Annotated in this window: 27 protein-coding genes; 14 read left to right on the top strand and 13 right to left on the bottom strand. The window is 66.5% G+C overall.

The features are described 5' to 3' along the window. Positions 1 to 30 precede the first annotated feature (30 nt). The 3 genes from ACAM55_RS15310 to ACAM55_RS15300 all read right to left on the bottom strand — a co-directional run bounded on the left by ACAM55_RS15310 (position 31) and on the right by ACAM55_RS15300 (position 2,686). Complete coding sequence (locus tag ACAM55_RS15310; RefSeq protein WP_369652381.1) at positions 31 to 369, bottom strand: PRC-barrel domain-containing protein; 339 nt, start codon at positions 367 to 369, stop codon at positions 31 to 33. A 182-nt stretch (positions 370 to 551) separates the two neighbouring features. Further along, positions 552 to 2,141 carry a hypothetical protein gene (locus tag ACAM55_RS15305; protein ID WP_369652380.1) on the bottom strand — a complete coding sequence of 530 codons (1,590 nt, stop codon included), beginning with the start codon at positions 2,139 to 2,141 and terminating at the stop codon, positions 552 to 554. A 92-nt stretch (positions 2,142 to 2,233) separates the two neighbouring features. After that, positions 2,234 to 2,686: a helix-turn-helix domain-containing protein gene (locus tag ACAM55_RS15300; protein ID WP_369652379.1), complete on the bottom strand. Its 453-nt coding sequence runs from the start codon at positions 2,684 to 2,686 to the stop codon at positions 2,234 to 2,236. Between the two features lie 74 nt (positions 2,687 to 2,760). Between ACAM55_RS15300 and ACAM55_RS15295 the strand changes: the two genes are divergently transcribed. Further along, positions 2,761 to 3,621 (top strand): class I SAM-dependent methyltransferase, encoded by an 861-nt coding sequence (locus tag ACAM55_RS15295; protein ID WP_369652378.1) that lies wholly within the window; start codon positions 2,761 to 2,763, stop codon positions 3,619 to 3,621. A gap of 13 nt (positions 3,622 to 3,634) precedes the next feature. On the opposite strand, the gene ACAM55_RS15290 is transcribed toward ACAM55_RS15295, so the two are convergent. Further along, complete coding sequence (locus ACAM55_RS15290) at positions 3,635 to 3,898, bottom strand: hypothetical protein (protein WP_369652377.1); 264 nt, start codon at positions 3,896 to 3,898, stop codon at positions 3,635 to 3,637. Positions 3,899 to 3,936: 38 nt separating this feature from the next. Further along, positions 3,937 to 4,368: a hypothetical protein gene (locus tag ACAM55_RS15285; protein ID WP_369652376.1), complete on the bottom strand. Its 432-nt coding sequence runs from the start codon at positions 4,366 to 4,368 to the stop codon at positions 3,937 to 3,939. A 260-nt stretch (positions 4,369 to 4,628) separates the two neighbouring features. On the opposite strand from ACAM55_RS15285, the gene ACAM55_RS15280 reads away from it, so the two are divergent. Next, positions 4,629 to 5,063 (top strand): hypothetical protein, encoded by a 435-nt coding sequence (locus ACAM55_RS15280; RefSeq protein WP_369652375.1) that lies wholly within the window; start codon positions 4,629 to 4,631, stop codon positions 5,061 to 5,063. Positions 5,064 to 5,091: 28 nt separating this feature from the next. On the opposite strand, the gene ACAM55_RS15275 is transcribed toward ACAM55_RS15280, so the two are convergent. Continuing rightward, on the bottom strand, positions 5,092 to 5,571 hold the full coding sequence (locus ACAM55_RS15275) for a DUF421 domain-containing protein (protein WP_369652374.1): 480 nt from the start codon (positions 5,569 to 5,571) through the stop codon (positions 5,092 to 5,094). Positions 5,572 to 5,812: 241 nt separating this feature from the next. On the opposite strand from ACAM55_RS15275, the gene ACAM55_RS15270 reads away from it, so the two are divergent. After that, positions 5,813 to 6,127: a plasmid stabilization protein gene (locus tag ACAM55_RS15270; RefSeq protein WP_369652373.1), complete on the top strand. Its 315-nt coding sequence runs from the start codon at positions 5,813 to 5,815 to the stop codon at positions 6,125 to 6,127. A 24-nt stretch (positions 6,128 to 6,151) separates the two neighbouring features. Then, positions 6,152 to 6,625, top strand: coding sequence for a CBS domain-containing protein (locus tag ACAM55_RS15265; RefSeq protein ID WP_369652372.1), 474 nt, complete (start codon positions 6,152 to 6,154; stop codon positions 6,623 to 6,625). Positions 6,626 to 6,642: 17 nt separating this feature from the next. On the opposite strand, the gene ACAM55_RS15260 is transcribed toward ACAM55_RS15265, so the two are convergent. Both ACAM55_RS15260 and ACAM55_RS15255 read right to left on the bottom strand, forming a co-directional pair. Next, positions 6,643 to 7,218, bottom strand: a complete 576-nt coding sequence (locus tag ACAM55_RS15260; protein WP_369652371.1) for a cysteine hydrolase family protein — start codon at positions 7,216 to 7,218, stop codon at positions 6,643 to 6,645. After that, the gene (locus ACAM55_RS15255; protein ID WP_369652370.1) at positions 7,176 to 7,457 is read right to left on the bottom strand and encodes a hypothetical protein; all 282 of its coding nucleotides are present in this window, start codon (positions 7,455 to 7,457) and stop codon (positions 7,176 to 7,178) included. The genes ACAM55_RS15260 and ACAM55_RS15255 overlap by 43 nt, the downstream gene beginning before the upstream one ends. Positions 7,458 to 7,868: 411 nt before the next feature. Here ACAM55_RS15255 and ACAM55_RS15250 point away from each other — a divergent pair, with 411 nt between their 5' ends. From ACAM55_RS15250 to ACAM55_RS15220, 7 genes are all read left to right on the top strand, one after another. Continuing rightward, positions 7,869 to 9,041: a DUF3182 family protein gene (locus tag ACAM55_RS15250; RefSeq protein ID WP_369652369.1), complete on the top strand. Its 1,173-nt coding sequence runs from the start codon at positions 7,869 to 7,871 to the stop codon at positions 9,039 to 9,041. Then, positions 9,022 to 9,801 (top strand): alpha/beta hydrolase family protein, encoded by a 780-nt coding sequence (locus ACAM55_RS15245; protein WP_369652368.1) that lies wholly within the window; start codon positions 9,022 to 9,024, stop codon positions 9,799 to 9,801. The genes ACAM55_RS15250 and ACAM55_RS15245 overlap by 20 nt, the downstream gene beginning before the upstream one ends. 8 nt (positions 9,802 to 9,809) lie before the next feature. Further along, complete coding sequence (locus tag ACAM55_RS15240) at positions 9,810 to 10,295, top strand: hypothetical protein (protein ID WP_369652367.1); 486 nt, start codon at positions 9,810 to 9,812, stop codon at positions 10,293 to 10,295. A gap of 144 nt (positions 10,296 to 10,439) precedes the next feature. Continuing rightward, positions 10,440 to 10,937, top strand: a complete 498-nt coding sequence (locus ACAM55_RS15235) for a hemerythrin domain-containing protein (protein ID WP_369652366.1) — start codon at positions 10,440 to 10,442, stop codon at positions 10,935 to 10,937. 94 nt (positions 10,938 to 11,031) lie between these two features. Then, positions 11,032 to 11,625, top strand: coding sequence for a hemerythrin domain-containing protein (locus ACAM55_RS15230; RefSeq protein ID WP_369652365.1), 594 nt, complete (start codon positions 11,032 to 11,034; stop codon positions 11,623 to 11,625). 51 nt (positions 11,626 to 11,676) lie between these two features. Next, positions 11,677 to 14,097, top strand: coding sequence for a catalase (locus ACAM55_RS15225; RefSeq protein ID WP_369652364.1), 2,421 nt, complete (start codon positions 11,677 to 11,679; stop codon positions 14,095 to 14,097). Positions 14,098 to 14,354: 257 nt separating this feature from the next. Next, positions 14,355 to 16,010: a phospholipase D family protein gene (locus ACAM55_RS15220; protein WP_369652363.1), complete on the top strand. Its 1,656-nt coding sequence runs from the start codon at positions 14,355 to 14,357 to the stop codon at positions 16,008 to 16,010. A 13-nt stretch (positions 16,011 to 16,023) separates the two neighbouring features. Here the strand turns inward: ACAM55_RS15220 and ACAM55_RS15215 are convergent, their stop codons facing one another. The 4 genes from ACAM55_RS15215 to ACAM55_RS15200 form a co-directional block, all read right to left on the bottom strand. Further along, the gene (locus ACAM55_RS15215) at positions 16,024 to 16,527 is read right to left on the bottom strand and encodes a murein hydrolase activator EnvC (RefSeq protein WP_369652362.1); all 504 of its coding nucleotides are present in this window, start codon (positions 16,525 to 16,527) and stop codon (positions 16,024 to 16,026) included. Positions 16,528 to 16,658: 131 nt separating this feature from the next. Next, positions 16,659 to 17,177: a CreA family protein gene (locus ACAM55_RS15210; RefSeq protein ID WP_369652361.1), complete on the bottom strand. Its 519-nt coding sequence runs from the start codon at positions 17,175 to 17,177 to the stop codon at positions 16,659 to 16,661. Positions 17,178 to 17,182: 5 nt separating this feature from the next. Further along, positions 17,183 to 17,734, bottom strand: a complete 552-nt coding sequence (locus ACAM55_RS15205; RefSeq protein WP_369652360.1) for an NUDIX hydrolase — start codon at positions 17,732 to 17,734, stop codon at positions 17,183 to 17,185. Positions 17,735 to 17,837: 103 nt separating this feature from the next. Continuing rightward, a complete protein-coding gene (locus tag ACAM55_RS15200) occupies positions 17,838 to 18,539 on the bottom strand; it encodes a fumarylacetoacetate hydrolase family protein (protein WP_369652359.1) in 702 nt (233 codons plus the stop codon). 89 nt (positions 18,540 to 18,628) lie between these two features. Between ACAM55_RS15200 and maiA the strand changes: the two genes are divergently transcribed. Continuing rightward, positions 18,629 to 19,267, top strand: coding sequence for a maleylacetoacetate isomerase (gene maiA, locus ACAM55_RS15195; protein ID WP_369652358.1), 639 nt, complete (start codon positions 18,629 to 18,631; stop codon positions 19,265 to 19,267). A gap of 22 nt (positions 19,268 to 19,289) precedes the next feature. Beyond that, on the top strand, positions 19,290 to 20,075 hold the full coding sequence (pgeF, locus tag ACAM55_RS15190; RefSeq protein ID WP_369656405.1) for a peptidoglycan editing factor PgeF: 786 nt from the start codon (positions 19,290 to 19,292) through the stop codon (positions 20,073 to 20,075). Here pgeF and ACAM55_RS15185 read toward each other — a convergent pair. Then, entirely contained in the window at positions 20,007 to 20,393 is a 387-nt protein-coding gene (locus tag ACAM55_RS15185) for a hypothetical protein (RefSeq protein WP_369652357.1), read from the bottom strand. The two genes, pgeF and ACAM55_RS15185, sit on opposite strands and share 69 nt — an antisense overlap. Positions 20,394 to 20,447: 54 nt before the next feature. Between ACAM55_RS15185 and phaC the strand changes: the two genes are divergently transcribed. After that, positions 20,448 to 22,202, top strand: coding sequence for a class I poly(R)-hydroxyalkanoic acid synthase (gene phaC, locus ACAM55_RS15180; RefSeq protein ID WP_369652356.1), 1,755 nt, complete (start codon positions 20,448 to 20,450; stop codon positions 22,200 to 22,202). The last annotated feature ends 4 nt before the right edge of the window (positions 22,203 to 22,206 follow it).

Below are 22,206 nucleotides of genomic sequence, written 5' to 3'. Positions count from 1 at the left end.
GCCTCCTGCCCAGGCCGCGGCCCCATGCTCCTAGAGCCCGTAATACTTGTCCACCGTTCCGCTGTATGCATCGTCGTAATCAGGCACGCGGTCGCTCGCGTAGCGCGGCGCACCTTCGAGCTGTGCCTTATCCAGCGGCACCACGTACCCATCCTGCGAAGTGTCGTACTTCAGCATGGCCCAGGGGATCGGATAGCGGTCTGTGCCCATGCCCAGAAAGCCGCCGAACTCCAACACGGCATAACGGACCTGGCCCGAGATCTTGTCGATCATCAGATCGTCGATGCTGCCAAGCTTGTCTCCCGACGGGTTGTAGACGGATGTCCCTTCGACACGCTCTGACGAAATAACTGAATTGGCGCTTGCCATGAAAGTCTCCAACCGGCATTTCTGGGGAATGACGGCGTTGATTGCAGTGCCCAGGCATGCAACTCTCCATCCGCAGAATCTGCGTCGCATCGGTCGAACGACCGTCGTGTTGTAGGAGGCTGTCTGGCAACCAGGTGCAAAGCTATCCGCGATGTTGGGTGCCTGCCTTGGGCAGGCTGAGATCAAACCAGGACCAGCAACACCAGGCATGCTGCCGATAGGCCCAATCCCAACATTTCCGTACTCGACATGCTGCGCAGCCGCCGCACGGTCAGCGTCAGCAGCGGCAGCAGAAGGGCGAGGCCGATCCAGCGGTCCAGCGGCACGAGGCAGATGCGTGCGAGTGCCCACAGCCAGGCGCAGTGGGCGAGAAAGACCCAGAACTCGGCGCGGCTGGTCGTGGAAGTCAGGTCGAGCGCATTGCGCCAGCCTTTGGCCACGGCGTCCCACCAGTCGATCTGCTCTTTGTCCAGCAGCTTTTGCAGACCGTGCAGCGCCAGCACGCACAGCAGAATGGGCCCGAAATAGACACCCCACAAGCCGATGCCGGTGTACAGCGGATGGCCGTAGCCGGTGCCACCAGTGCCCAGGCTCGTGGCGGCCAGCACCGTCAGGCCCGTGCCGGCCAGCAGCGTGCCCGCCGCCACGGCGAACTTCGGCATGCCCGCGCGCAGCAGGCCGCGCCCGCCGGCAAACAAGGCAAGCGCGAGCACGGTGGCGGCCAGGAAGTGCTTCAGTGCCGCAGCAGACGACTTCCAGCCCTGGTGGGGCCGCGCGGCCCAACGGCTCGACACGGGCGGCTCCAGCGGGAGCGCGCCGGGCGCCCATTGCCGCGCAGGCTCCTGGCGTGCCGTCAACAGCCGCCGGCCCCAGTCTTCGGCCTGCGGCGCGAGTTCCGTCAGCGCCAGTTCCAGGTGATACAGGCGCCGTGCGTTGTCCAGATCGTGCGGCACCAGTAGCGGCTTTGCGGTGCCGCCGGCCGCCATGAGCGCTGGCAATTGCTCGCGCCAGTGCATGGGGGCGGGCTGCGCCTCGCACGCCAATGGCCCGGATGCCTCGCCGGGCTGCACCATGGTCACCGCATTGGCCTGCATGACGCTCAGGTTGTGTTCCGGGCGATCCCAGGCGCAGGCAAAGGCCAGGCCGCCGAGCCCGGTGCCGGGCGCACCGCCCAGAACGATGTCGGGCCGAAAAACGGGAAGCGGCTGCGTGGATGTGTTGGCCAGACGCAGCGCCAGCATCAGGCGAACTCTGCCGTCGGCGGCCGGCGCAGCCCACAGGCCGGGCGCGATGGGCTGCATGTCGCGCCTCTCGATCGCGAAGAAGGGCGTGCGCGCGGCGCCGGTCTCCCACCGCGGGGCCAGCCCCTGGTTGAGCGCGCCTTGCCAGGCGGCGCGAAAGGGCGCATCGAGCACGTCGCTTCGCGCGTGGCCGCGTGCAATCGCGGCGGCCACGGTGTCTTTCGGGGCGGGTGCCATGCCGGGCAGCTGGCGCTTCAAGGACTCCCAGGTGCCGGGCCGGGGCGCGGGGGTAGCGGCCGGGCCAGTGATCTGGGCCAGATACGCATGCAGGAGTTCGCGGCGCAGGTCCTCCACATCGGCAGCAGGCGCGTCGGCGCTGCGCAACATACGAATGAGGAAGAAGGCCTGGGCTGCATTGCCGCCCACCGTCGTTTCGCGCAGGGCGGCGGTGAATTCGGTGGACCCCGACGCAGAGGCCAAGGCTGGCAGGCAGAGCAAGACACAGAGGATGCGGCGCAGGTGGTGCGTCATGGGCGATGCAGGGGCCGATGGCGGAGTTCAGGGCGGGGGGATCTTAATGTTGATCCGGACGCGCGGCTCCCGTGTCGCCGCTCGGCGTTCAATCAAGAAGGGACGCCCGGTCGCTTGCCTTTCTTCCCTTGGGCCTTGATGGCTCCAGACGCAGCCGCCCGCAGGATGCGGCGGAACGTCGGGCATTCCATGTGGCTGGGAGCAGGGCAGGCGGCGGCATGCCGCAGGCCGTCGCGCATGGCGCCGAGTTTGCGGATCGTCCGGTCCAGTTCGTCCGCCTTGGATGCGAGCATCTGCCGGTCGATGCGCGGCTTGCCTTCCGGCGCGAACATGAGTGCAATCTCATCGAGCGAGAAGCCCGCGGCGCGCCCGACGGCGATCAGCGCCAGCCGTTCCAGCACGCCGGGGTCGAACAGGCGGCGCAGGCCACGCCGGCCGGTGGAGCCGATGAGCCCCTTTTCCTCATAGAACCGCAACGTCGATGCGGGAACGCCGGATCGCTGCGCCACTTGGGCGATGTCCAGATGTGTCGTTGTCGTTGTCACCTCTTGACCTCAAGTCGACTTGAAGTTGCACAGTCTAGCTTCCGCCTCTCGAGGCCAGCCAAGGAGAAACGATCATGGACATCACGCAACAGCAAAAGGAAACCGAACAGACCGCGCTCTGGAATGGGCCCGCCGGTCATGCCTGGGTCGATGCGCAAGAGTTGCTCGACGAAATATTGCAGCCGTTCGAAGACCGGCTCGTCGACCAGGTGCGCGCCGGGTCGGCGCAGCGGGTGCTCGACGTGGGTTGCGGCACGGGCGCCACCGCGCTGGCGGTTGCGCGGCTGCTGGCCCGCGCGCAAGGCAGCTGCGTCGGCGTCGACATCTCGCAGCCGATGATCGCCGCCGCCCGTGAACGCGCGCAGCGAGAAGACGTGCCGGCAAGCTTCATCTGCGCCGACGCGCAGCGCCACGCCTTCGAGCCTGAAAGCTTCGACATGATCATTTCGCGCTTCGGCGTCATGTTCTTCGACAGCCCGGTGCAGGCCTTTGCAAACCTGCGGCAGGCCGCGCGGGGCGGCGCGGCGCTTCGGGCCCTCGCTTGGCGCGGCCCTGCGGAGAACCCATTCATGACGACAGCCGAGCAGGCCGCCGCGCCGCTGTTGCCGAACATGCCGGCCCGCCAGCCGGGTGCACCGGGCCAGTTCGCTTTTGCCGACCCGCATCGGGTGTCTTCCATCCTCCAGGAGAGCGGCTGGGCCGGCATCGACCTCCAGTCCATCGATGTCGAATGCACGATGCCCGAGAAGGATCTGCGCGGCTATTTCACCCGGCTCGGCCCATTGGGCCTGATGCTTCAGGATGAGGCGGACGAGCGCAGGCGTGCGCAGGTCATCGACACGGTGCGCGCCGCATTCGAGCCGTATGTGCGCGGCGGTGTAGTTCGGTTCACGGCCGCGTGCTGGATGATCCGCGCCGAGGGAGCTTCCGCGTAGCGGCGCCGCCTGGCTAAAACTTGGCGGCGGTGCGTTCGTCGTCGACGGTGGCTATCCGCAGCCGGGCCCGCTCGTGCTTGATGATGAGCTCAGCGCATCGCTGCTGTAAGGATGCATCCGGCGGAGGCCGTTCGCTGCAGTCCACGAGAAGCTGCGATTCTTCGAAGTCCAGGCCGTGAAGAACCTCCTGGCCCTGCGAATTGAGGGCCAGGAGGTTTTCCGAAGACAGGTGGGCGCGCAGGGCTTCCGAAATGGCGAGCGTCTGCAATGGCTTCACCGTCTCATTCTTGGAGTGCCGGCTTTTTCCGCCATTCATTATTTCTTCATTGCCTTGATGTCGGCCTTGCCCTTTGCCTCTTCGGCCTTGGCTTCCTTCACGCAGGCGCTCTTGGCATCACCCTTCAGGTCGTCGCACTTTTCCTTGGCGACGTTGTAGGTGGCCTCCACCTTGGCTTCGGCGACTTTGCGGGCGTTGCCGTCGCTGGGCTTCTGCTTCTGGTCGAGTTCGGCCTTGGCAATCTTTTCCTTGCCCTTGGCTTCTTCCATGCAGACGTCCTTGGCGTTGTCCTTCATTGCATCGCAGGCCGCCTTGGCGGCCTTGTAGTCGGCCGAGATCTTGTCGCGGGCAGCCTTGAATTCGGCAATCGCCGGATCGGCGGCGGCCGAAGGTGCGGGGGTCACTTGCGCGTGCACCTGAACGACAGTCAGGCAGGAAGCCGCGGCACACATCAGTAACAGTTTCTTCATGGTGTGATCTCCTGGACGCACGGTGGTTTTTATTGCAACGGAGACGCCGGCGTCGAAGCCAATATAGAAGTCGGCGGCCCGGAATCGGTAGGACGCTGCTCGAAGCGGCCGTAAGCACACGCCGACGCTTCGTCATGGCGTCGCGCTGTGGCGTGCAGGTCGTCGGCACCTGCCGCCGCTGGCCATGCGCCACGTCCTACCGGGCGGGCCGGTGCGGGGCGCACACTGCCTGAACGCGGATCTACATACAGGAGATCGCCATGCAAAAGCTTCACGCGTTGTCTGTTGCCATTTGGCTTGTGTGCGCGGCCGTGGTTCCAGCGGCAGCGCAAACGCCGCCGCCGCATCCGGCCGAGATCGACCCCACCCTCGTCGAATACAGCGCCGCCCGGGAGCGGATCGGCGCCACCTCCAAGGTAGCCTTGGGCCAGTGCGAGGCACTGGCCGGGCCGGGCCGGCCGGTCTGCATCAAGGAAGCCAGGGGCCGCGAAAAAATTGCCCTGGCCGAACTCGACCAGCAGCGCAATCCGAGCGACGCCAATGCCCGCAGGCTCGCGGAAACCAGGGTGGCGGTGCACTACGAGATTGCCGTCGAGAAGTGCAACGACCGCCAGGGCGCAGACAAGGCCGAGTGCCTTTCACGCGCCAGCGCGGAAGAGTCGAAGGCCCGGGCCGGCATCCGGACGGGGCAGTAAGTGGTCAGGGCGGCCGTTCACGCCGCAGTCAGTCGTTGCGAATGACACTGACCTTTCCGTCGCCTTCGAGCCGTGCAATCCTGATCACGCTCAAGTCGTCAATGCCTTCTTCGCGCAGCTTTGCCAGCACCTCTTCGGCGGTGATGCGCTCCTTCCGGAGCGTGCGCGTCACGAGCCTGCCGTGCCGCACCAGGGGCTCGGCGGGCGGCTCCAGGAAGGCCGCCACCTTGGCATAGCGGAACGCGAGCACGTCCAGCAGGTAGTTCCATCCGACCAAGGTGCCCAGCAGGGCGATGCCGTTGGTGACGGACCTGTATTCGCCCTGCATGGCATTGCTCGATGCATCGGCCACCAGCACGATGAACAGCAGGTCGGCCATGCTCATCGAGCCCACGTCGCGCCGCAGCACGAACCGGAAGACGATCAGCAGGAACCAGTAGATGACGCTGCCGCGGACCACCATTTCGAGCAGCGGCAGATCGGGGGAGAACAGATCGGACAGGTTCATATGCGCCCTTCGGCGGCGGCGAGGGCGGCCACCTGCAGTCGGATACTCCGCGCGTGCGAAGGTGCTGGGTGTCGTGCAATCGGCTTCAGGGGCCGTCGGCGCAATCCCACAGCGGGGCCCAAGGCCGCGCGGCGTTTGCCGCCCGCCAGACTGCTCCCACGCACAGGCCCTGTCTCTTCCGACCTCCGTCGCGAGTGGGGGGTGCACGATGCAATCCCCTTCACACTTCAGGAGAGCAATCATGCCGAGAGGTGACAAGTCGTCCTATACGGACAAGCAGAAACGCAAGGCCGAGCACATCGAGGAAGGCTACGAACATCGCGGCGTGGGCAAGGCCGAATCCGAGAGGCGCGCATGGGCCACGGTCAATGCCGAAACCGGCGGTGGCAAGAAGAGCGGCAGCGGGCGCGGCAAGGCCGAGAACCACGGGCCCTCGCGCAAGGGCGGGCACAAGGGCGGCGCGGCGGCGGCATCGCGCACCGCCGCCGAGCGCTCCGCCTCGGCCAGGAAGGCCGCCGCCACGCGCAAGCGCAATGCGGAGCGCCGCGCCGGCTGAGTTGACCAACCCAGGAGATTTCCCATGACTCGCGTATCCGAACTGATGACCCGCGGCGTCCGGACCCTGTCGCCCTCGGACTCGGTGGCGCTCGCTGCCCAGGCCATGGACGAGCTGGACATCGGCGCCATTCCCGTGTGCGACGGCCAGCGGCTGATGGGCATGCTGACCGACCGCGACATCGTTCTTCGCGTGGTGGCGCAGAAGCTTCCGCTGGAGACCAAGTTGTCCGATGTGATGTCGAAGGACATCAAGTGGTGCACCGACAGCGACAACGTAGATGCCGCAATGAATCAGATGGCCGGCTACCAGATTCGCCGCATTCCTGTGGTCGATCTCGACCGCAAGCTGGTGGGCATGCTCTCGCTCGGCGACACCGCGGCGAAGGGCGACGCCGGCAAGGCGGGCGATGCGCTCAAGATCATTTCGCAGCCGTCGGAACCGGACCGCTCGAAGCAGTCTGCGGCAAGCGGGCCCGCTGGCGGAGGCTCGTCCTGAGAGGCACTGCGGCTTTTTCAGCGCTTCGCAGGCAGGCGGATGCGCGAGCCGGACGCGGTGGAGACCCGCAGTGCTTCCTCCGCCTGGCGCAGAAAGCGCTGGTTGCGCGCGGGCGTCTGCGAGGCCACGCAGTCGCGCGGAACCACGGCTTCCAGGTCGCGCATGCCCGCGTCGGCCACGGTAGCCAGGATGCATTGGTCGCTTGCCACGCCGGTCACGATCAACCGGCTCGCCTTCAGATGCGCGAGCAGCAGTTCGAGCGGCGTGGCGAAGAAGGCCGACTGCTTGGGTTTGAGGACGAAATAGTCCGGCTCTTCGGGCAGGAGCGCGGATGTAATCTCGGCGCCGGCACCTCCCGAGGCCAGCGACAGTTCCACCAGCCTTGGAAAGTCGGAGCGCCAGCGCCCCCGGTTGTCGTTGACGTAGATGGTGGGCACACCTGCGCGCGTGCAGCGTGCCTTCAGCGCCGCAATCCGCCCGGCAATGGCGTGCGCGCCGGGCAGAAGCTTCTCGGCATCGGGAAAATCCCAGCAGCTGATCATGTCGATGATCAGCAGGGCCGTATGGCCGGCAGCGGGAAGGGGGGCAAGCACGGGAGGCTGGGAAAGCGCCATGAACCGGAGTCTCTGTGAGCGGAGTCGTCGGGCACGCCGAACGCGGCGCGCATCTCGTCGAGCCGCACCTGCGCGACCCGGAAGCACTCGGAAATCTGCTCGGCCGTTGCCGCGGGATAGCCGGCCGGCGGCTGCAGCGCATTGCCCAGCCGTTCCCAAGAGGCCTCCCATGCCAGCTTGGCGAGCGCGCGGGACTCCGAGATGGATGGAGCGGGCATGTTGGTCCTTGGTTTGCGACGCAATGGAGTATGCGCCTGGACAATGCTGGATGGCGGGCGCAGGCGGCGCGTAGGAGGCCGCTTTCACGACGACGCGCGTTATCCCGCCCTGCGGGGGCGAAAGCTGTTCGACCATGGCGGCGAGGATGACGGCTGCTGCGTGCTGCAGTAAATTCAAACTAGGCCCGCCTGCGAAGAGTTCTTGTAGGAGCCGGACCCATCGACATGCACGGATCACCTCCGTGCGCCCCAGCCACCGTTCACAAGGAGCTGCCCCGATGAACACGACCGATCTCAGCCGGCCCTTTGCCATCGTCGTCGGCGCGTTGTCCGGCATCGGCCTGGAACGGGGGCGCCGCTGGTTGGCCGGGCCCGGCACGGCGCAGCACCGCTGACACCGGGGCCGATCCCATGGACACCCTTGTCGGTTCAGGAGCCGCCGTCGTGGACACGGTCCGGAAAAGCACCGGTGGCAGCGTCGTGGTCTGGAGCGCGGATCCAGAGGCCTATTCCAGCGACCATGAACGCGCCACGCGCAGCAATTTTGCGCAGCGGCTGGCGGCGCTGAAGCAGTTCCGCTTCGCCGGCGAATACGACGCCTCGCGCGCCCGCGAGAACACGCCGCTGTACTTCGTGCCGAGCGACACCGTCTCCAGCACGCAACTGGCGCGCTCGCTCGGTATCTCGACGCTGCACGACCTGTTCGGGGGCGTGGTTCCGTACCCCTTCGTTGCGACCAAAGCCATCACGCACCCGCTCGCCGGCCGCGCGGCCGCCTGTCCCGAGGGATGGACGCCGGCCTTTGCCACCGGCGTATCGGATGCGGTGCTCGACGGCTTCTCGGCGTTCTCGCTCGAGGACGCCCGATGGGCCGGGCGGCAGCTGCTGGACAACGGCCCGGTGCGCGTCAAGCCCGTGTGCGCCACCGGTGGCCGGGGCCAGACGGTCGTCACCGACGCCGAGGCGCTGGACCGTTGCCTTGCCGCCATGGAGGAAAGCGAGATCGCGTTGCATGGCGTGGTGGTCGAGGAGAACCTCGAGAACCCCGAGACCTACAGCGTGGGACAGGTGCTGGTCGACCATCTGATCATGAGCTACTACGGCCGCCAGCGCATGACGCGTGGCAACGACGGGCAGAGCGTCTATGGCGGCTCCGACCTGACGCTCGTGCGCGGCAACTTCGATGCGCTGCTCGCAATGACCAGCCCGCCACCGGCGCTGTGCCTGGCCATCGAGCAGGCGCGGCGCTATCACCACGCAGTGATCGAATGCTTTCCGGGCTTCTTTGCCTCGCGCGTGAACTACGACGTGGCGCAGGGCGTGGGCACGGGCGGCACCTGGCGCTCGGGCGTGCTGGAGCAGTCGTGGCGCGTCGGCGGCGCGACCGGAGCCGAAATGGTTGCGCTCGAATGCTTCTGGGGCGACCCGACGCTCGACCGGGTGCGCGTTTCCTGTTTCGAGGCGTATGGTGCGCAAGCGCCGATCCCGGACGATGCAAAGGTGCACTACCGCGGTATCGACAAACAGACGGGACACCTCACCAAATACGCATTGCAAAAGCCGTATGACAGCGACCCGACATAACTTCATAGACATATCCGTAGACGGTCAGCACATTGCCGGAACGCTGGTTGCCGCCTCCACCATGGTGCCCGGCGTTCTCCTGGTCCACGGCTGGGATGGCAGCCAGGAGCAGTACATCGCGCGCGCGCACGAAATCGCGGCGCTCGGCTGCGTGTGCCTGACCTTCGACCTTCGAGGCCATGCGCGCCATGCCTCGCTGCGCCAGGAGGTCACCCGCGAGGACAACCTGCGCGACGTGCTCGCGGCCTATGACACGCTCATCAGCCACCCGACTGTCGACCCTGGCGCCATTGCCATCGTCGGCAGCAGCTACGGCGGCTACCTTGCGGCGCTGGTCAGCGCCATGCGGCCGGTGCGCTGGCTCGCGCTGCGTGCGCCGGCGCTCTATCGCGATCGCGAATGGCTGGCCCCCAAGGGGCAGCTGAGCAGGCCCGATCTCGTGGCCTACCGGCGCACGCTGGTCGGCCCGCGCGACAACCGTGCGCTGGCGGCATGCGAGGCGTTCACGGGCGACGTGCTCATCGTCGAGTCGGAGCATGACCAGATCGTGCCGCACCCGGTGATCGAGAACTACCTGGGCTCGTTCAAGCGCGTGCGCTCGGCGACGTACCGGGTTCTCTCGGGCGCCGACCATGCGCTTTCGAAACAGGCGCACCGCCAGGCCTACGGGCAACTGCTCGTGTCCTGGATGACCGAGATGACGATCGGCGCCAGGGCGACCGGCGCCATGACGCGGCCCGTGGCCGCGAGTCCTGCGTAGGGGGCCTCATGAAGACTGCAAACCAGCGGCAGCTGCAGGTGTTGCGAACCGGCCTGTTGGCCGGCACTTTGGCCAGCTTTGCTTCCACCGGGGCGCTGATGCTGTGCGGCCGACGCGAGGCCGGCAGCATGGTGGCACCCACCAACGCCACCAGCCACTGGCTGTGGGGCGACCAGGCCTTTGCGGTGCGCCGGCCCACGCTGAAGCACACCGGCATCGGCTACGCCACGCACCATGCGAGCGCCATCTTCTGGGCGCTGCTCTATGCCTGGCTGCATGCCAGCCGGCACCCCGCGCAGTCGGTGCCCGCGGCGCTCGCCAGTGCCGGCGCCGCCACGGCGTTGGCCTGCGCGGTCGACTACACGATCACCCCGCGCCGGCTCACGCCGGGTTTCGAGCATCACCTTTCAAAACGCTCGATGGGCATCGTCTACGGCCTGTTTGCCGTGGGGCTGGCGGCCGGCTGCCTGCTGGCGCAGCGCGGCCGCGAATAGGCATTGGCGCAGCGCGGGGGCAATGAGTCCGGGAGCAGTGCGAGAGTAGTGCGCTGTGCTACGTGCACTCAAGGAGCTTTCCTACGTGGCGGGGTTTGCGGGCCTTTCATCGTTCAGCTTCCATCAACCCAACCGGAGCCCACGATGCCCACCTCCACCAAGCGTGCAGCACCCGATGCCTGCAGCCTTCTCGACACGGACCACCGCAACGTCAAGAAGATGTTCAAGGAATACGAGGAACTGACCCATTCGAGAGCTGCCGATGCGCAGCAGAAGAAGCGCGAGCTTGCCAACCAGATCTGTACCGAGCTGACCATTCACGCGCAGATCGAGGAAGAAATTTTCTACCCGGCACTGCGCGAGGCGATCAGCGAAACCGATCTTCTGGACGAAGCCGAAGTCGAGCATGGCACCGCCAAGGAACTGATCGCGCAGATCGAATCGGCCACCGATGTCGACGAAAAATTCGACGCCAAGGTCATCGTGCTGGGCGAGTACATCGACCACCACGTGAAGGAAGAGCGCAACGAAATCTTCGTCAAGGCCCGGGCTGCAAAGGGGTTGGACCTGGTGGCCATGCGCGAGCAGCTTGCAGCGCGCAAGGAAGAGTTGATGGAAGAGCTCACGGGCGTGGCCGCCTGAGCGGGCAGCCCGACCGGATCGCTTGCCATTGATCCCGGCGCCCGGCCGCCATCGGCCGGGCGCCCCTTTTTTTCGCCTCGCCTCGGAGTTCACCATGACAAACATCGTCTCCCGACTGTTTCCCTCGGCGACCAACATGATTCGCCTGGACCACACGCACGTGCTCTCCACCTTCCACCAGTACAAGGCAAGTGCGCCGTCCCGGGTGAAGAAGGGCCTGGTCAACACCATCTGCACCGCACTCGAAATTCATGCGCAGCTCGAAGAAGAAATCTTCTATCCCGAGATGCGCAAGGTCTGCGAGGACGAACGCATCACGAAGGCGCTTGACGAGCATTCCGAGATGCGCCGCCTCATCAGCCTGCTCCGCACCATGGAACCCGAAGCGCAGGACTACGACGAAACCCTGTCGACGCTGATGCGGGACGTGATGCATCACGTCGCGGACGAAGAAACCATTCTGCTGCCCGCGGCCGAGAAGTTGCTGGCCGACAAGCTCGGCGACCTTGGCGCGCAGATGACCAAGCGCCGGTTGCAGCTTGCCGGGCCGCGCTCCGGCGAGATCGCGCTCGACATGGGCCGCGCGGCTTCGGGCAACACCGCGGCCATCGCGATGGTCGGATTGGCCGCGGCCGGGCTCTTCCTGGCACGGCGTTCCGGCCACCTGCGCCGGCATGCGCGCGCCTGAACACGCGACCCATCCCCGCGACTGCGACGCAACTCATCGAACGGAGTTTTCATGTCAACCTCCAAGACGCCTCCCGGTTCCGACCGCGCCACCACCAACGCCGCGGCAGCTGCCCGCAACACCGACAGCGGCGCCGCGAACCTGCCGGGCGGAATACCGACCGACCCCCCATCGCAAAAGGCCGCGCACGCGCAGGCGCTTGCGGCTTCGATGCCTTTCAATGCGAACAAGCCACTGGAGCATGGACACGACAACGCGCTTCACCCCCAGGCCGGCCAGACAGCCGAGCCGCTGTCGTCCGCGGCGACGGCCAGCACGCTCTCGGAAGAGATCGACTCGCAGAAGACTGGCAGCATGGCCATGCCGGGCCTGAATGCCACCATCGAATCCCTTGACCGAGTGCGCGTGGACTCGGGTGGCCAGCGGCTCACCACCAACCAGGGTGTGCCCATCGCGGACAACCAGAACTCGCTGAAGGCCGGCCTGCGTGGCCCCGCGTTGCTGGAAGACTTCATACTTCGCGAGAAGATCACTCACTTCGACCACGAGCGCATTCCCGAGCGCATCGTGCACGCGCGCGGCTCTGGCGCCCACGGCTTTTTCGAATGCTACGAAGGCATTCCACAGTTCACCAAAGCGGCGCCGCTGCGCGAAGCGGGAAAAACCACACCGGTCTTCGTGCGCTTTTCCACCGTGGCTGGAGAGCGCGGCTCCAAGGACACCGCGCGCGACGTGCGCGGCTTCGCCGTCAAGTTCTACACGGAGGAAGGCAACTGGGACCTGGTGGGCAACAACATGCCCGTGTTCTTTATCCAGGACGCGATGAAATTCCCGGATCTCGTCCACGCCGTGAAGCCCGAGCCCCATCACCAGATGCCGCAGGCCGCGAGCGCGCACGACACCTTCTGGGATTTCGTCGGGCTCATGCCAGAGTCCACCCACATGCTGATGTGGGCGATGTCCGATCGCGCCATTCCGCGCAGCTTTCGCATGATGCAGGGCTTTGGTGTGCACACCTTCAGGCTTGTGAACGAAGCCGGCGACTCGGTGTTCTGCAAGTTCCACTGGACACCCGTTCTCGGAACCCATTCGCTGGTATGGGACGAGGCGGTGAAGATCTCGGGCGCCGACCCCGACTTTCATCGCCGCGACCTGTGGGAGGCCATCGAGGCCGGGGAGTTTCCGGAGTGGGAACTCGGCCTGCAGATCTTCACCGAGGAGGAGGCCAATGCCTTCAGTTTCGACGTGCTCGACGCCACAAAGATAGTGCCGGAAGAACTGGTGCCGCTCACGCCGGTAGGCCGCCTGGTGCTCAACCGCAATCCCGACAATTTCTTTGCCGAGACGGAGCAGGTGGCGTTTTGTGCCGCTCACGTGGTGCCGGGCATCGATTTCACCAACGACCCGCTGCTGGCCGGGCGCATCCACTCGTATGTCGACACGCAGATCACGCGGCTGGGCGGGCCGAACTTTCATGAGCTGCCGATCAATGCGCCGATGGCGCAGGTGCACAACAACCAGCGCGACGGCATGCACCGCCAGGCCGTCCACCGCGGGCGCGCGGCCTACGAGCCCAACTCGCTGGGTGGCGGCTGTCCGTTCCAGGCCGGCGCTTCGGCGGGTTTCATGACCTTTCCGCAGCGCGTGGAGCAGGACAAGGTGCGCGGCAAGCCCGAGAAATTTGCCGACCACTACACGCAGGCCACGCTTTTCTTCGAGAGCCAGACGCCCACCGAGCAGGCGCACATCGCGGCCGCGTTTCGCTTCGAACTATCGAAGTGCACCGTGCCTGCCGTGCGCGAACGCATGGTGGCAAGCCTCGTCAATGCTTCGCCGCTGTTGGCACAGCAGGTGGCCGATGGGCTGGGCATGTCCCTGCCGCCCGCGCTGCCCAAGGCACTCGAGCAGCCCGTGAAGCCGGAGGTGACGCGTTCACCCTCACTCTCGCTGATGGCTCGGCCCGGCGACGGCTCGGTGCGAACGCGCAAGGTGGCATTGCTGGTGGCGGACGGCATACAAGGCGAGCAGATCGCGGCCATCCAGGCGGCATTGCTGGCAGCGGGCGCCGTAGGCCGGTTGGTGGGCCCGCGCATCGGGCCGTTCCGCACCGCCGAGGGTGGAACGATGGACGCCGACGCCTCGATGGAGAGCGAGCCCGGCTTCTTGTTCGACGCGCTGGTGCTGCCCGACGGAACCGAAGGCGTGGAGCTTCTCTCCGCCAATCTCCACACCGAGCCGATCATCAAGGACCAGTTCCAGCACGGCAAGACGATTCTTGCGCTCGGCGCGTCCGCCGCACTCTTGGCCGAAGCGAAGATTCCCGAGGCCCTGCCTTCGGGGGATCCGGACCCGGGCGTGCTGCGCGCTGGGCCGGAGAATTTCGAGTCTGCCATCGAGGCCTTCGTCGCGGCGCTCGCGAAGCATCGGCATCCGGCACGCGAACTCGGTGTGCTGGTGGCGGGAGAGGACTAAGGGGAGAAGAGCGGGCGTTCTACAGGGTCCGCACTCAGGCGGAAATAGTCGAGAACGAAGTTTGTGTCCGATGCCGCCGGCCTCGCATCCGAAATGCTGGCCTGCTTCGCTCCGTTGCTCCAATGTGGCGCCGCCGCAGGCGCGGGTGCGTCAGCTTGCCTCTTGCCAATGGTGTAGGAGGACTCCATGCGCGCGGTTTTTCCCTGGCTCATGGTAGAAACCGGCGACCCTGCGCGCGTTGCGCATCGCATCGACCGATGTCAGAACACCTCACCCCGCGAATTTCAGAGACGGCCGGCAGCGCCGGCTTGCGCCGCTCCTGGGCGCAGTGGCCGCTGTGGCTCTTGCTCGGCATTGCCTTGCTGTTCCTGGGCGGCTGTGCCGGCCTGCCGGCGGGGGTGGAACGCAAGCCGTCGGTGGCCATCACGGACGGCGCGGACACGGAGCTTGGCCGGATGGTCACCGCGGCATCGCCGCCGGGACAGGGGCTGAGCGGCTTTCGCCTGCTGCCGATGCCGCAGTTTTCGCTGCATGCGCGCGTCGAGCTCGCGCGCCGGGCCCAGCGCTCCATCGACGTGCAGTACTACCTGGTGCAGAACGACGAAACCGGCCGTTACCTGCTGCGCGCGCTGCGCGATGCGGCCGAGCGCGGCGTGCGCGTGCGCCTGCTGGTCGATGACCTCTACACCGCCGGCGCCGACCCGTTGTTCGCGGGCTTCGCGGCGCATCCGAACGTCGAGGTGCGGATGTTCAATCCGTTCCCGGCCGGGCGCGACCGGCTGGGAACGCGCTGGGCATCGTCGCTGCTCGACTTCGACCGCGTGCACCGCCGCATGCACAACAAGCTGTTCGTGGTGGACAACACGATGGCGGTGATGGGCGGGCGCAACATCGCCAACGAATACTTTCTGCGCGATGGCGGCTCCAACTTCATCGACATCGATACGCTGGTGGCCGGCACGGTCGTGCCGCGGCTTTCGTCGCTGTTCGACATGTACTGGAACAGCCCCTATGTGTATCCCGTCGAGTCGCTGGTTTCGAACGGCGGCGCCACGCCGCAGCAATTGCGCGAGCGTTTCGAGCAGCTGACCGGCGGACCGGACACGCTGCACCCCGAGCCGCCGGTTTCGACCGATCTGCTGGGCAACAACGCGCTCGCCAAGGACCTGGGCGAGGGCGTGCTGTCGCTCGTCTGGGCGCGCGCCGAAGCCTATGCCGATGCGCCCGCCAAGGCACTGGGGCCCACGGACGAGATTCGCGGTCTGCCGGCCGACGAGTCGACCGACAGCGTGCTCTACAACGTGCGGCGATACCTGCGCGGCGCGCAGCAGGAAATCTTGCAGACCACGCCTTACCTGATTCCGGGGCGCGGCGGCATGGAGACGATCCGCCTCGTGCGGCAGCGGGGCGTGAGCTACACCATCGTCACCAATTCGCTGGCGGCCACGGACGAATCGCTGGTGCACATCGGCTATCGCCGCTACCGGCCCGAGATGCTGCGCCTTGGCGTGGAACTCTACGAGCTGAGCCCCAAGCGCGTCGAAGAAACCAAGCGCTTCGGCATGTACGGTTCGGCCAGCGGCCGGCTGCACGGAAAGTCGGCCGTGGTCGACCGCAATATCGTTTTCATCGGCTCGATGAACTTCGACCCGCGCTCGATGCTGCACAACACCGAGATCGGGATCTTCATCTTCAGTCCGCAGATCGCGCAGCAGCTCACCAGCCTGATCGGTTTCATCCGCCTCGACGGCGCCTACCAGCTGCAGCTGGGCCCGCGCGGCGGCATCGAGTGGGTGAACCCGGGGTCGGGCGACGCGGCCGACACCATCCTGCACGTGGAGCCGGAAACGGATTTCTGGTCGCGCTGGAAACTGGAGCTGTTCGCCCCGCTGGTGCCCGAGAGCCTGCTTTGAGGCGCGTTCTGCGCTATTGCTGCAGGCGTCCGCTCAGGTAGGGCTCGGGATCGACGGCGGTGCCGTTCTTGCGGATCTCGAAGTGCACCTTCACGCGGTCGGTGTCGCTCTTGCCCATTTCGGCGATCTTCTGGCCCTGCCGCACCACCGCGTTCTCCTTCACGAGAATGGTTTGCGCATGGGCGTAGGCGGTGAGGAAGGTCTCGTTGTGCTTGATGATGACCATGTTGCCGTAGCTGCGCAGCTCGCCGCCCACATAAACGACGCGGCCGTCGGCCGAGGCCACGATGGGGTCGCCGGCGTTGCCGGCAATGTCGAGTCCCTTGTTGCGCACGCCGTCGAAGCGGGCAATGGTCGTGCCGCTGGCTGGCCGGATGAACATGGCCTGCGGCTGCTGGACGGGCGGAGGTATGTTCAGGCCCGGCCGCCCGGGCGGCTGCGGCGTGGTGCAGGCTGCGAGGCCGGCCGCCACGAGAACCGCGGCGCCGGTACGGAAAACAAGATCTTGAAGGTGCATGGCTCTGTTGGAACGATTTCGTTGCGGAGGGTTCCTTCGGGTCGGCGCGCCGGGCGAGCCACCGCGGGGCATGCTAGCAAACTCGCAGGGGTTGCCCGAACCGGGCGGACCGCCCGGGCCCGGATGTGAAGCTACTTGAGCGGGATCGGGGTGCCGCGGTCGATAGGCACCGCGGTGACGCTGTTCTTGGGCGAGCCGTCGATCAGCAGGTCGGAATAGGTGAGATAGACCAGCGTGTTGCGCCTGGCGTCGACCATGCGCACCACGCGCAGCCGCTTGAAGAGAATCGACAGCCGCTCGGTGTAGACCTCTTCGCGCTTGGGCAGGGGCTGCGTGACGCTGACCGGGCCGACCTGGCGGCAGGCAATGGAGGCCTCCGACTTGTCTTCGGCCACTCCGAAAGCACCGGCCAGGCCGCCCGTCTTGGCGCGCGAGACGTAGCAGGTCACGCCGTTGACCTTGGGGTCGTCGTAGGCCTCGACCACGATCTTGTGGTCGGGCCCGATGAGCTTGAACGCGGTGTCGACGTCGCCCACGGTTTCAGCATGCGCCACCACGGCCAGGCCCGCACCGAGGGCGAGGCCGCAGGCGAGGGCACCGCGGCGCAGCAAGGTGGCCGAGGTGGTGGTGGTGCGGAGTGCCTTGTTCATGCGTTTCAAACGATGCTGAGTTCGTGCACCCGGTCGAAGCTGCCGCGCCGCCGGTCTTCGAAGAAGTGTTCGAGTGCCTCGCGCACGGTGCGAAAGGCGATTTCTTCCCACGGAATTTCCTGCTCCGTGAAAAGCCGGGCCTCGATGGTCTCGTGGCCCGGGTCGAAGCGGTCGTCCAGCAGGCGGGCGCGGTAGAACATGTGCACCTGGCCCACGCGCACCACGCTGATCACCGCGAACAGGCCCTGCATCTCGTAGTGGGCGCCGGCCTCTTCGTCGGTCTCGCGGGCTGCACCCTGGGCCGCGGTTTCGCCGAGCTCCATGAATCCCGCGGGCAGCGTCCACTTGCCCCAGCGCGGCTCGATGTTGCGCTTGCACAGCAGCACCTTGTCGCCGAGAACGGGGATGGTGCCCACCACGTTCAGCGGGTTTTCGTAGTGGATGGTGCTGCAGGCCGGGCAGACCGCGCGCTCCTTGGTGTCGCCGTCGTCGGGGACGCGGTAGACCACCGCGGTGCCGCAGTTCTTGCAGTGCTTGATGGGTACGCGCAGGATCATGGAGTGTGGGGTCAGGCCTCTCGCCGGGCCGCCCCAAGGGAGGCCTGCGCCCCCTCGGGGGGCAGCGAATACACGAAGTGATGAGCGTGGGGGCGCATATCAGTCAGACGACCTTGACGGTCAGCTTGGGCAGTCCGGCAACTTCGCCCACCAGCGTGTCGCCCGCCACCACCGCGGCCACGCCTTCGGGCGTGCCGGTGAAGATCAGGTCGCCGGGCTGCAGCTCCCAGGCGGCCGACAGATGCTCGATGGTCTCGGCCACGTTCCAGATCAGCTTGGCGACCGTGCTGCGCTGGCGGTCGGTGCCGTTCACCTGCAGCGAGATCTCGGCTTTTTCGGCGTCGCCGGCCGCGGCCACCGGCACGATCGGACCGATGGGCGCGCTCTGCTCGAAGCTCTTGCCGATGTCCCAGGGGCGGCCCTGCTTCTTCATGTCGTTCTGCAAGTCGCGGCGCGTCATGTCCAGGCCCACGGCATAGCCGAAGATGTGCTTGTGCGCATCGGCTGCCAGGATGTTCTTGCCGCCCGTGCCGATGGCCACCACGAGCTCGATCTCGTGGTGCAGGTTCTTGGTCAGGGTGGGGTAGGCAATGGTGCCGGTCTGCCCCGCATCGACCACCACTGCGGCGTCGGCCGGCTTCATGAAGAAGAAGGGCGGTTCGCGGCCGGTGAAGCCCATTTCCTTGGCGTGATCTTCGTAGTTGCGGCCCACGCAATAGATGCGATGCACCGGAAAGCGGGCCGGCTGGCCGACCACCGGAACCGAAACGGTGGCGGGCGGGGCAAAAACAAACTCGGAAGCCATTGCGACGGTCCTTTTCAGCGAAACTGGAAAAAACGGCAGTGTGCCAGAGGCAGGCCGAGGCTGCCGGTGAGCGCTATGCTCCTGGAATCATGAAGCTGCACAACTACTTCCGCTCCTCCGCGTCGTTCAGGGTGCGCATTGCGCTGAACCTCAAGGGCCTGGAGTTCGACTACGTGCCGGTGCACATTGCCCGTGGCGACCATCGCACCGGGCCGTACTCGGCCATTTCGGCCGACATGCTGGTGCCGCTGCTCGAAGACGAGGGCGAGCGCTTTTCGCAGTCGATGGCCATCATCGAATACCTCGACGAGACCAACCCCGAGCCGCCGCTGCTGCCGAGCGACCCGGTCGGCCGTGCGCACGTGCGCGCGCTGGCCCAGTCGATCGCCTGCGAGATCCATCCGCTGAACAACCTGCGGGTGCTCAAGTACCTGGTGAAAGAGCTCAAGCTCGACGACGCCGCCAAGAATGCCTGGTATCGCCACTGGGTGCGCGAAGGCATGCTGGCCTTCGAGCGCCAGCTGGCGCAGCACCCCGGGGGCATCTTCTGCTACGGCAATACGCCCACGCTGGCCGACTGCTGCCTGGTGCCGCAGATCTTCAACGGCAAGCGCTTCGACTGCGACTTCAGCGGCCTGCCGCGCACCATGGCCGCCTACGAGGCCTGCATGGAGCTCGACGCCTTCCAGCGCGCCCAGCCCTCGCAGGCGCCCGACGCGGAAGCCTGACCGGGTGACCGGGCCCGCCATCATGGACGCGCACTGGCTCGTGCCGGAATGGCCGGCGCCACCGAATGTGCGGGCCGTGTGCACCACGCGGCAGGGCGGGGTTTCGCGCGGCCGCTACGAAAGCCTCAACCTCGGCGACCACGTGGGCGACCTGGCTGATGACGTCGCCGAGAACCGCCACCGCGTGGGGCAAGCCATCGGTGCGCGCCCGGTCTTCCTGCAGCAGGTGCACGGCACCGGCGTCGCGGCGCTCGATGAGGCCGGCTCGGCGGGCGCCGTGCACGACGGCACGGCGGCCGATGCCTGCACCGCCACCACGGTCGGGCTGGCCTGCACGATCATGGTCGCCGACTGCCTGCCCGTGCTTTTCACCGACGGATCGGGCCAGCGGGTGGCGGCCGCGCACGCCGGCTGGCGCGGCCTGGCCGGTGGCGTGCTCGAAGCCACCGCCCGGTGTTTCACGCCGGAGCCTGAAGCCGGTCCCCGACACGGTGCTAGCAAAGTCATAGCGTGGCTCGGCCCCTGCATCGGGCCCAAGGCCTTCGAGGTCGGGCCCGAGGTCAAGGCAGCGTTCGAGGCGCATGCGCCCGAGGCCGCAAGCTGCTTTCAACCCGCCCCGGCGGCCGGCAAATGGCTTGCCGACCTGCCCGCGCTCGCGCGGCAGCGCCTGCGCGCGGCCGGCGTGGAGGCGGTGTATGGCAACGACGGCAGCGACGGCTGGTGCACCGTCGCCAACCCGTCACGGTTCTTTTCGCACCGGCGGGACGGCATCAGCGGGCGCTTCGCCGCCCTGGTCTGGAAGGCCTGAGTCTTTTTCGCTTGCCGCTGCTGCATCGGCGGCCGCGGCCAGGCGTGCCGCTTCCTGCGCTTCGGCCTCCCGCTGCCTGATCGCGCGGCGCCGGCCCGGCGTTCCCATCAGGTAAACCACCAAGGCGACCGGCGCCAATCCGTACAAAAGAAATGTGAAGATGGCGCCCAGCACGGTGCCCGTGGTGTTGGTGGCTTCGGCCACGGCCATCATCAGGGCAACGTAGAGCCAACCGATCACGATCAGGTGGATGAACACAACAAGTTTCAGTCGGTAAGTGAGTGGGCGGCGTTGTGAGCGCCTCGTGAAATGCAGCATACTCAAAACACGAGAAGCCATCCGTACAGACTCAGGCGAGGACCAGGAGACATGATGAAGCAACAAGCGACGGGGGCCGACGCGTTCGCGCCCTTCCAGCAGGCACTTTCAGAGGGATGGAACAAGGCGCTGGAATCGTTCCAGCAATCCGCCGCGCAGGGGGCTTCGGCCTTCAATGTCACCGGCGGCACGCCCCTGTGGCAGATTCCGTCGTCGGCCAGGATGCCCGAGTTGCCCAAGATCTCCATCGACCCCGAAAAGCTCCAATCCATCCAGCAGCAGTACGTGGCCGAGGCCACCGAACTCTGGCGCCAGGGCTTCGCCGCCAAGCCCGAAGGCGACAGGCGCTTTGCCTCCGAAGCCTGGGGCAGCAACCCGCTCGCGGCTTTTTCGGCGGCCGTGTACCTGCTCAACGGCCGCACGCTGCTGAACATGGCCGAGGCCATCGACGGCGACGAAAAGACCAAGGCGCGCCTGCGCTTCGCGGTCGAGCAATGGATGGCCGCCTCGTCGCCGAGCAACTCGCTCGCCTTCAATGCCGAGGCGCAGAAAAAAGCCATCGAGACGCAGGGTGAGAGCATCGCCAAGGGCATCCAGAACCTGCTGCACGACGTGAAGCAGGGCCACCTCAGCATGACCGACGAGAGCGCCTTCGAAGTGGGGCGCAACGTGGCGACCACCGAAGGCGCGGTGGTGTTCGAGAACGAGCTGTTCCAGCTGCTCGAATACAAGCCGCTCACGGCCAAGGTGTACGAGCGGCCCTTCCTGCTGGTGCCGCCTTGCATCAACAAGTTCTACATCCTCGACCTGCAGCCCGAGAATTCGCTGATCCGCTACGCCAACGAGCAGGGCCACCGCGTGTTCGTGGTGAGCTGGCGCAACCCCGACGAATCGCTGGCCAATGCCACCTGGGACGACTACATCGAGAACGCCGTCATCAAGGCGATCCACACGGTGCAGGAGCTCAGTGGGAGCAAGCAGATCAACGCGCTCGGCTTCTGCGTGGGCGGCACCATTCTCAGCACCGCGCTGGCGGTGCTCGCGGCGCGCGGCGAAAAGCCGGCGGCGTCGGTCACGCTGCTCACCACGTTCCTCGATTTCAGCGACACCGGCATCCTCGACATCTTCGTCGACGAGGCAATGGTGGCGTACCGCGAAATGCAGCTGGGCAAGGGCGGCCTGCTGCCGGGCATGGACCTGGCCTCGACCTTCAGTTTCCTGCGCCCGAACGACCTGGTGTGGAACTACGTGGTGGGCAACTACCTGAAGGGCGAGACGCCGCCGCCCTTCGACCTGCTCTACTGGAACAGCGACGCCACCAACCTGCCGGGCCCGTTCTACACCTGGTACCTGCGCAACACGTACCACGAGAACAAGCTGGCGAAGCCGAACGCGCTCACCGTCTGCAGCGAGAAGATCGACCTGGGCAAGATCGACATCCCGGTCTACATCTACGGCTCGCGCGAAGACCACATCGTGCCCATCGGCGGCGCCTATGCGTCCACGCAACTGCTGCCCGGCAAGAAGCGCTTCGTCATGGGCGCATCGGGCCACATTGCGGGCGTGATCAATCCGCCGGCCAAGAAAAAGCGCAGCCACTGGATTCGCGAAGACGGCAAGTTCCCCAAGACGCAGGCCGAATGGTTGGCCGGCGCTACTGAGCAGCCCGGCAGCTGGTGGACCGACTGGGCACAATGGCTCAAGGGCCATGCGGGCAAGCAGGTTCCGGCGCCCAAGGCGTACGGAGACGGCAAGAAATACAAGGCCATCGAGCCGGCCCCGGGCCGGTACGTCAAGGCCAGGGCATAACCGG

This window comes from Variovorax sp. V213 (assembly GCF_041154455.1).
Classification (GTDB): Bacteria; Pseudomonadota; Gammaproteobacteria; order Burkholderiales; family Burkholderiaceae_C; genus Variovorax.
Note: the sequence above shows the minus strand (reverse complement) of the source record. Positions and strands in the feature narration are given on the sequence as shown.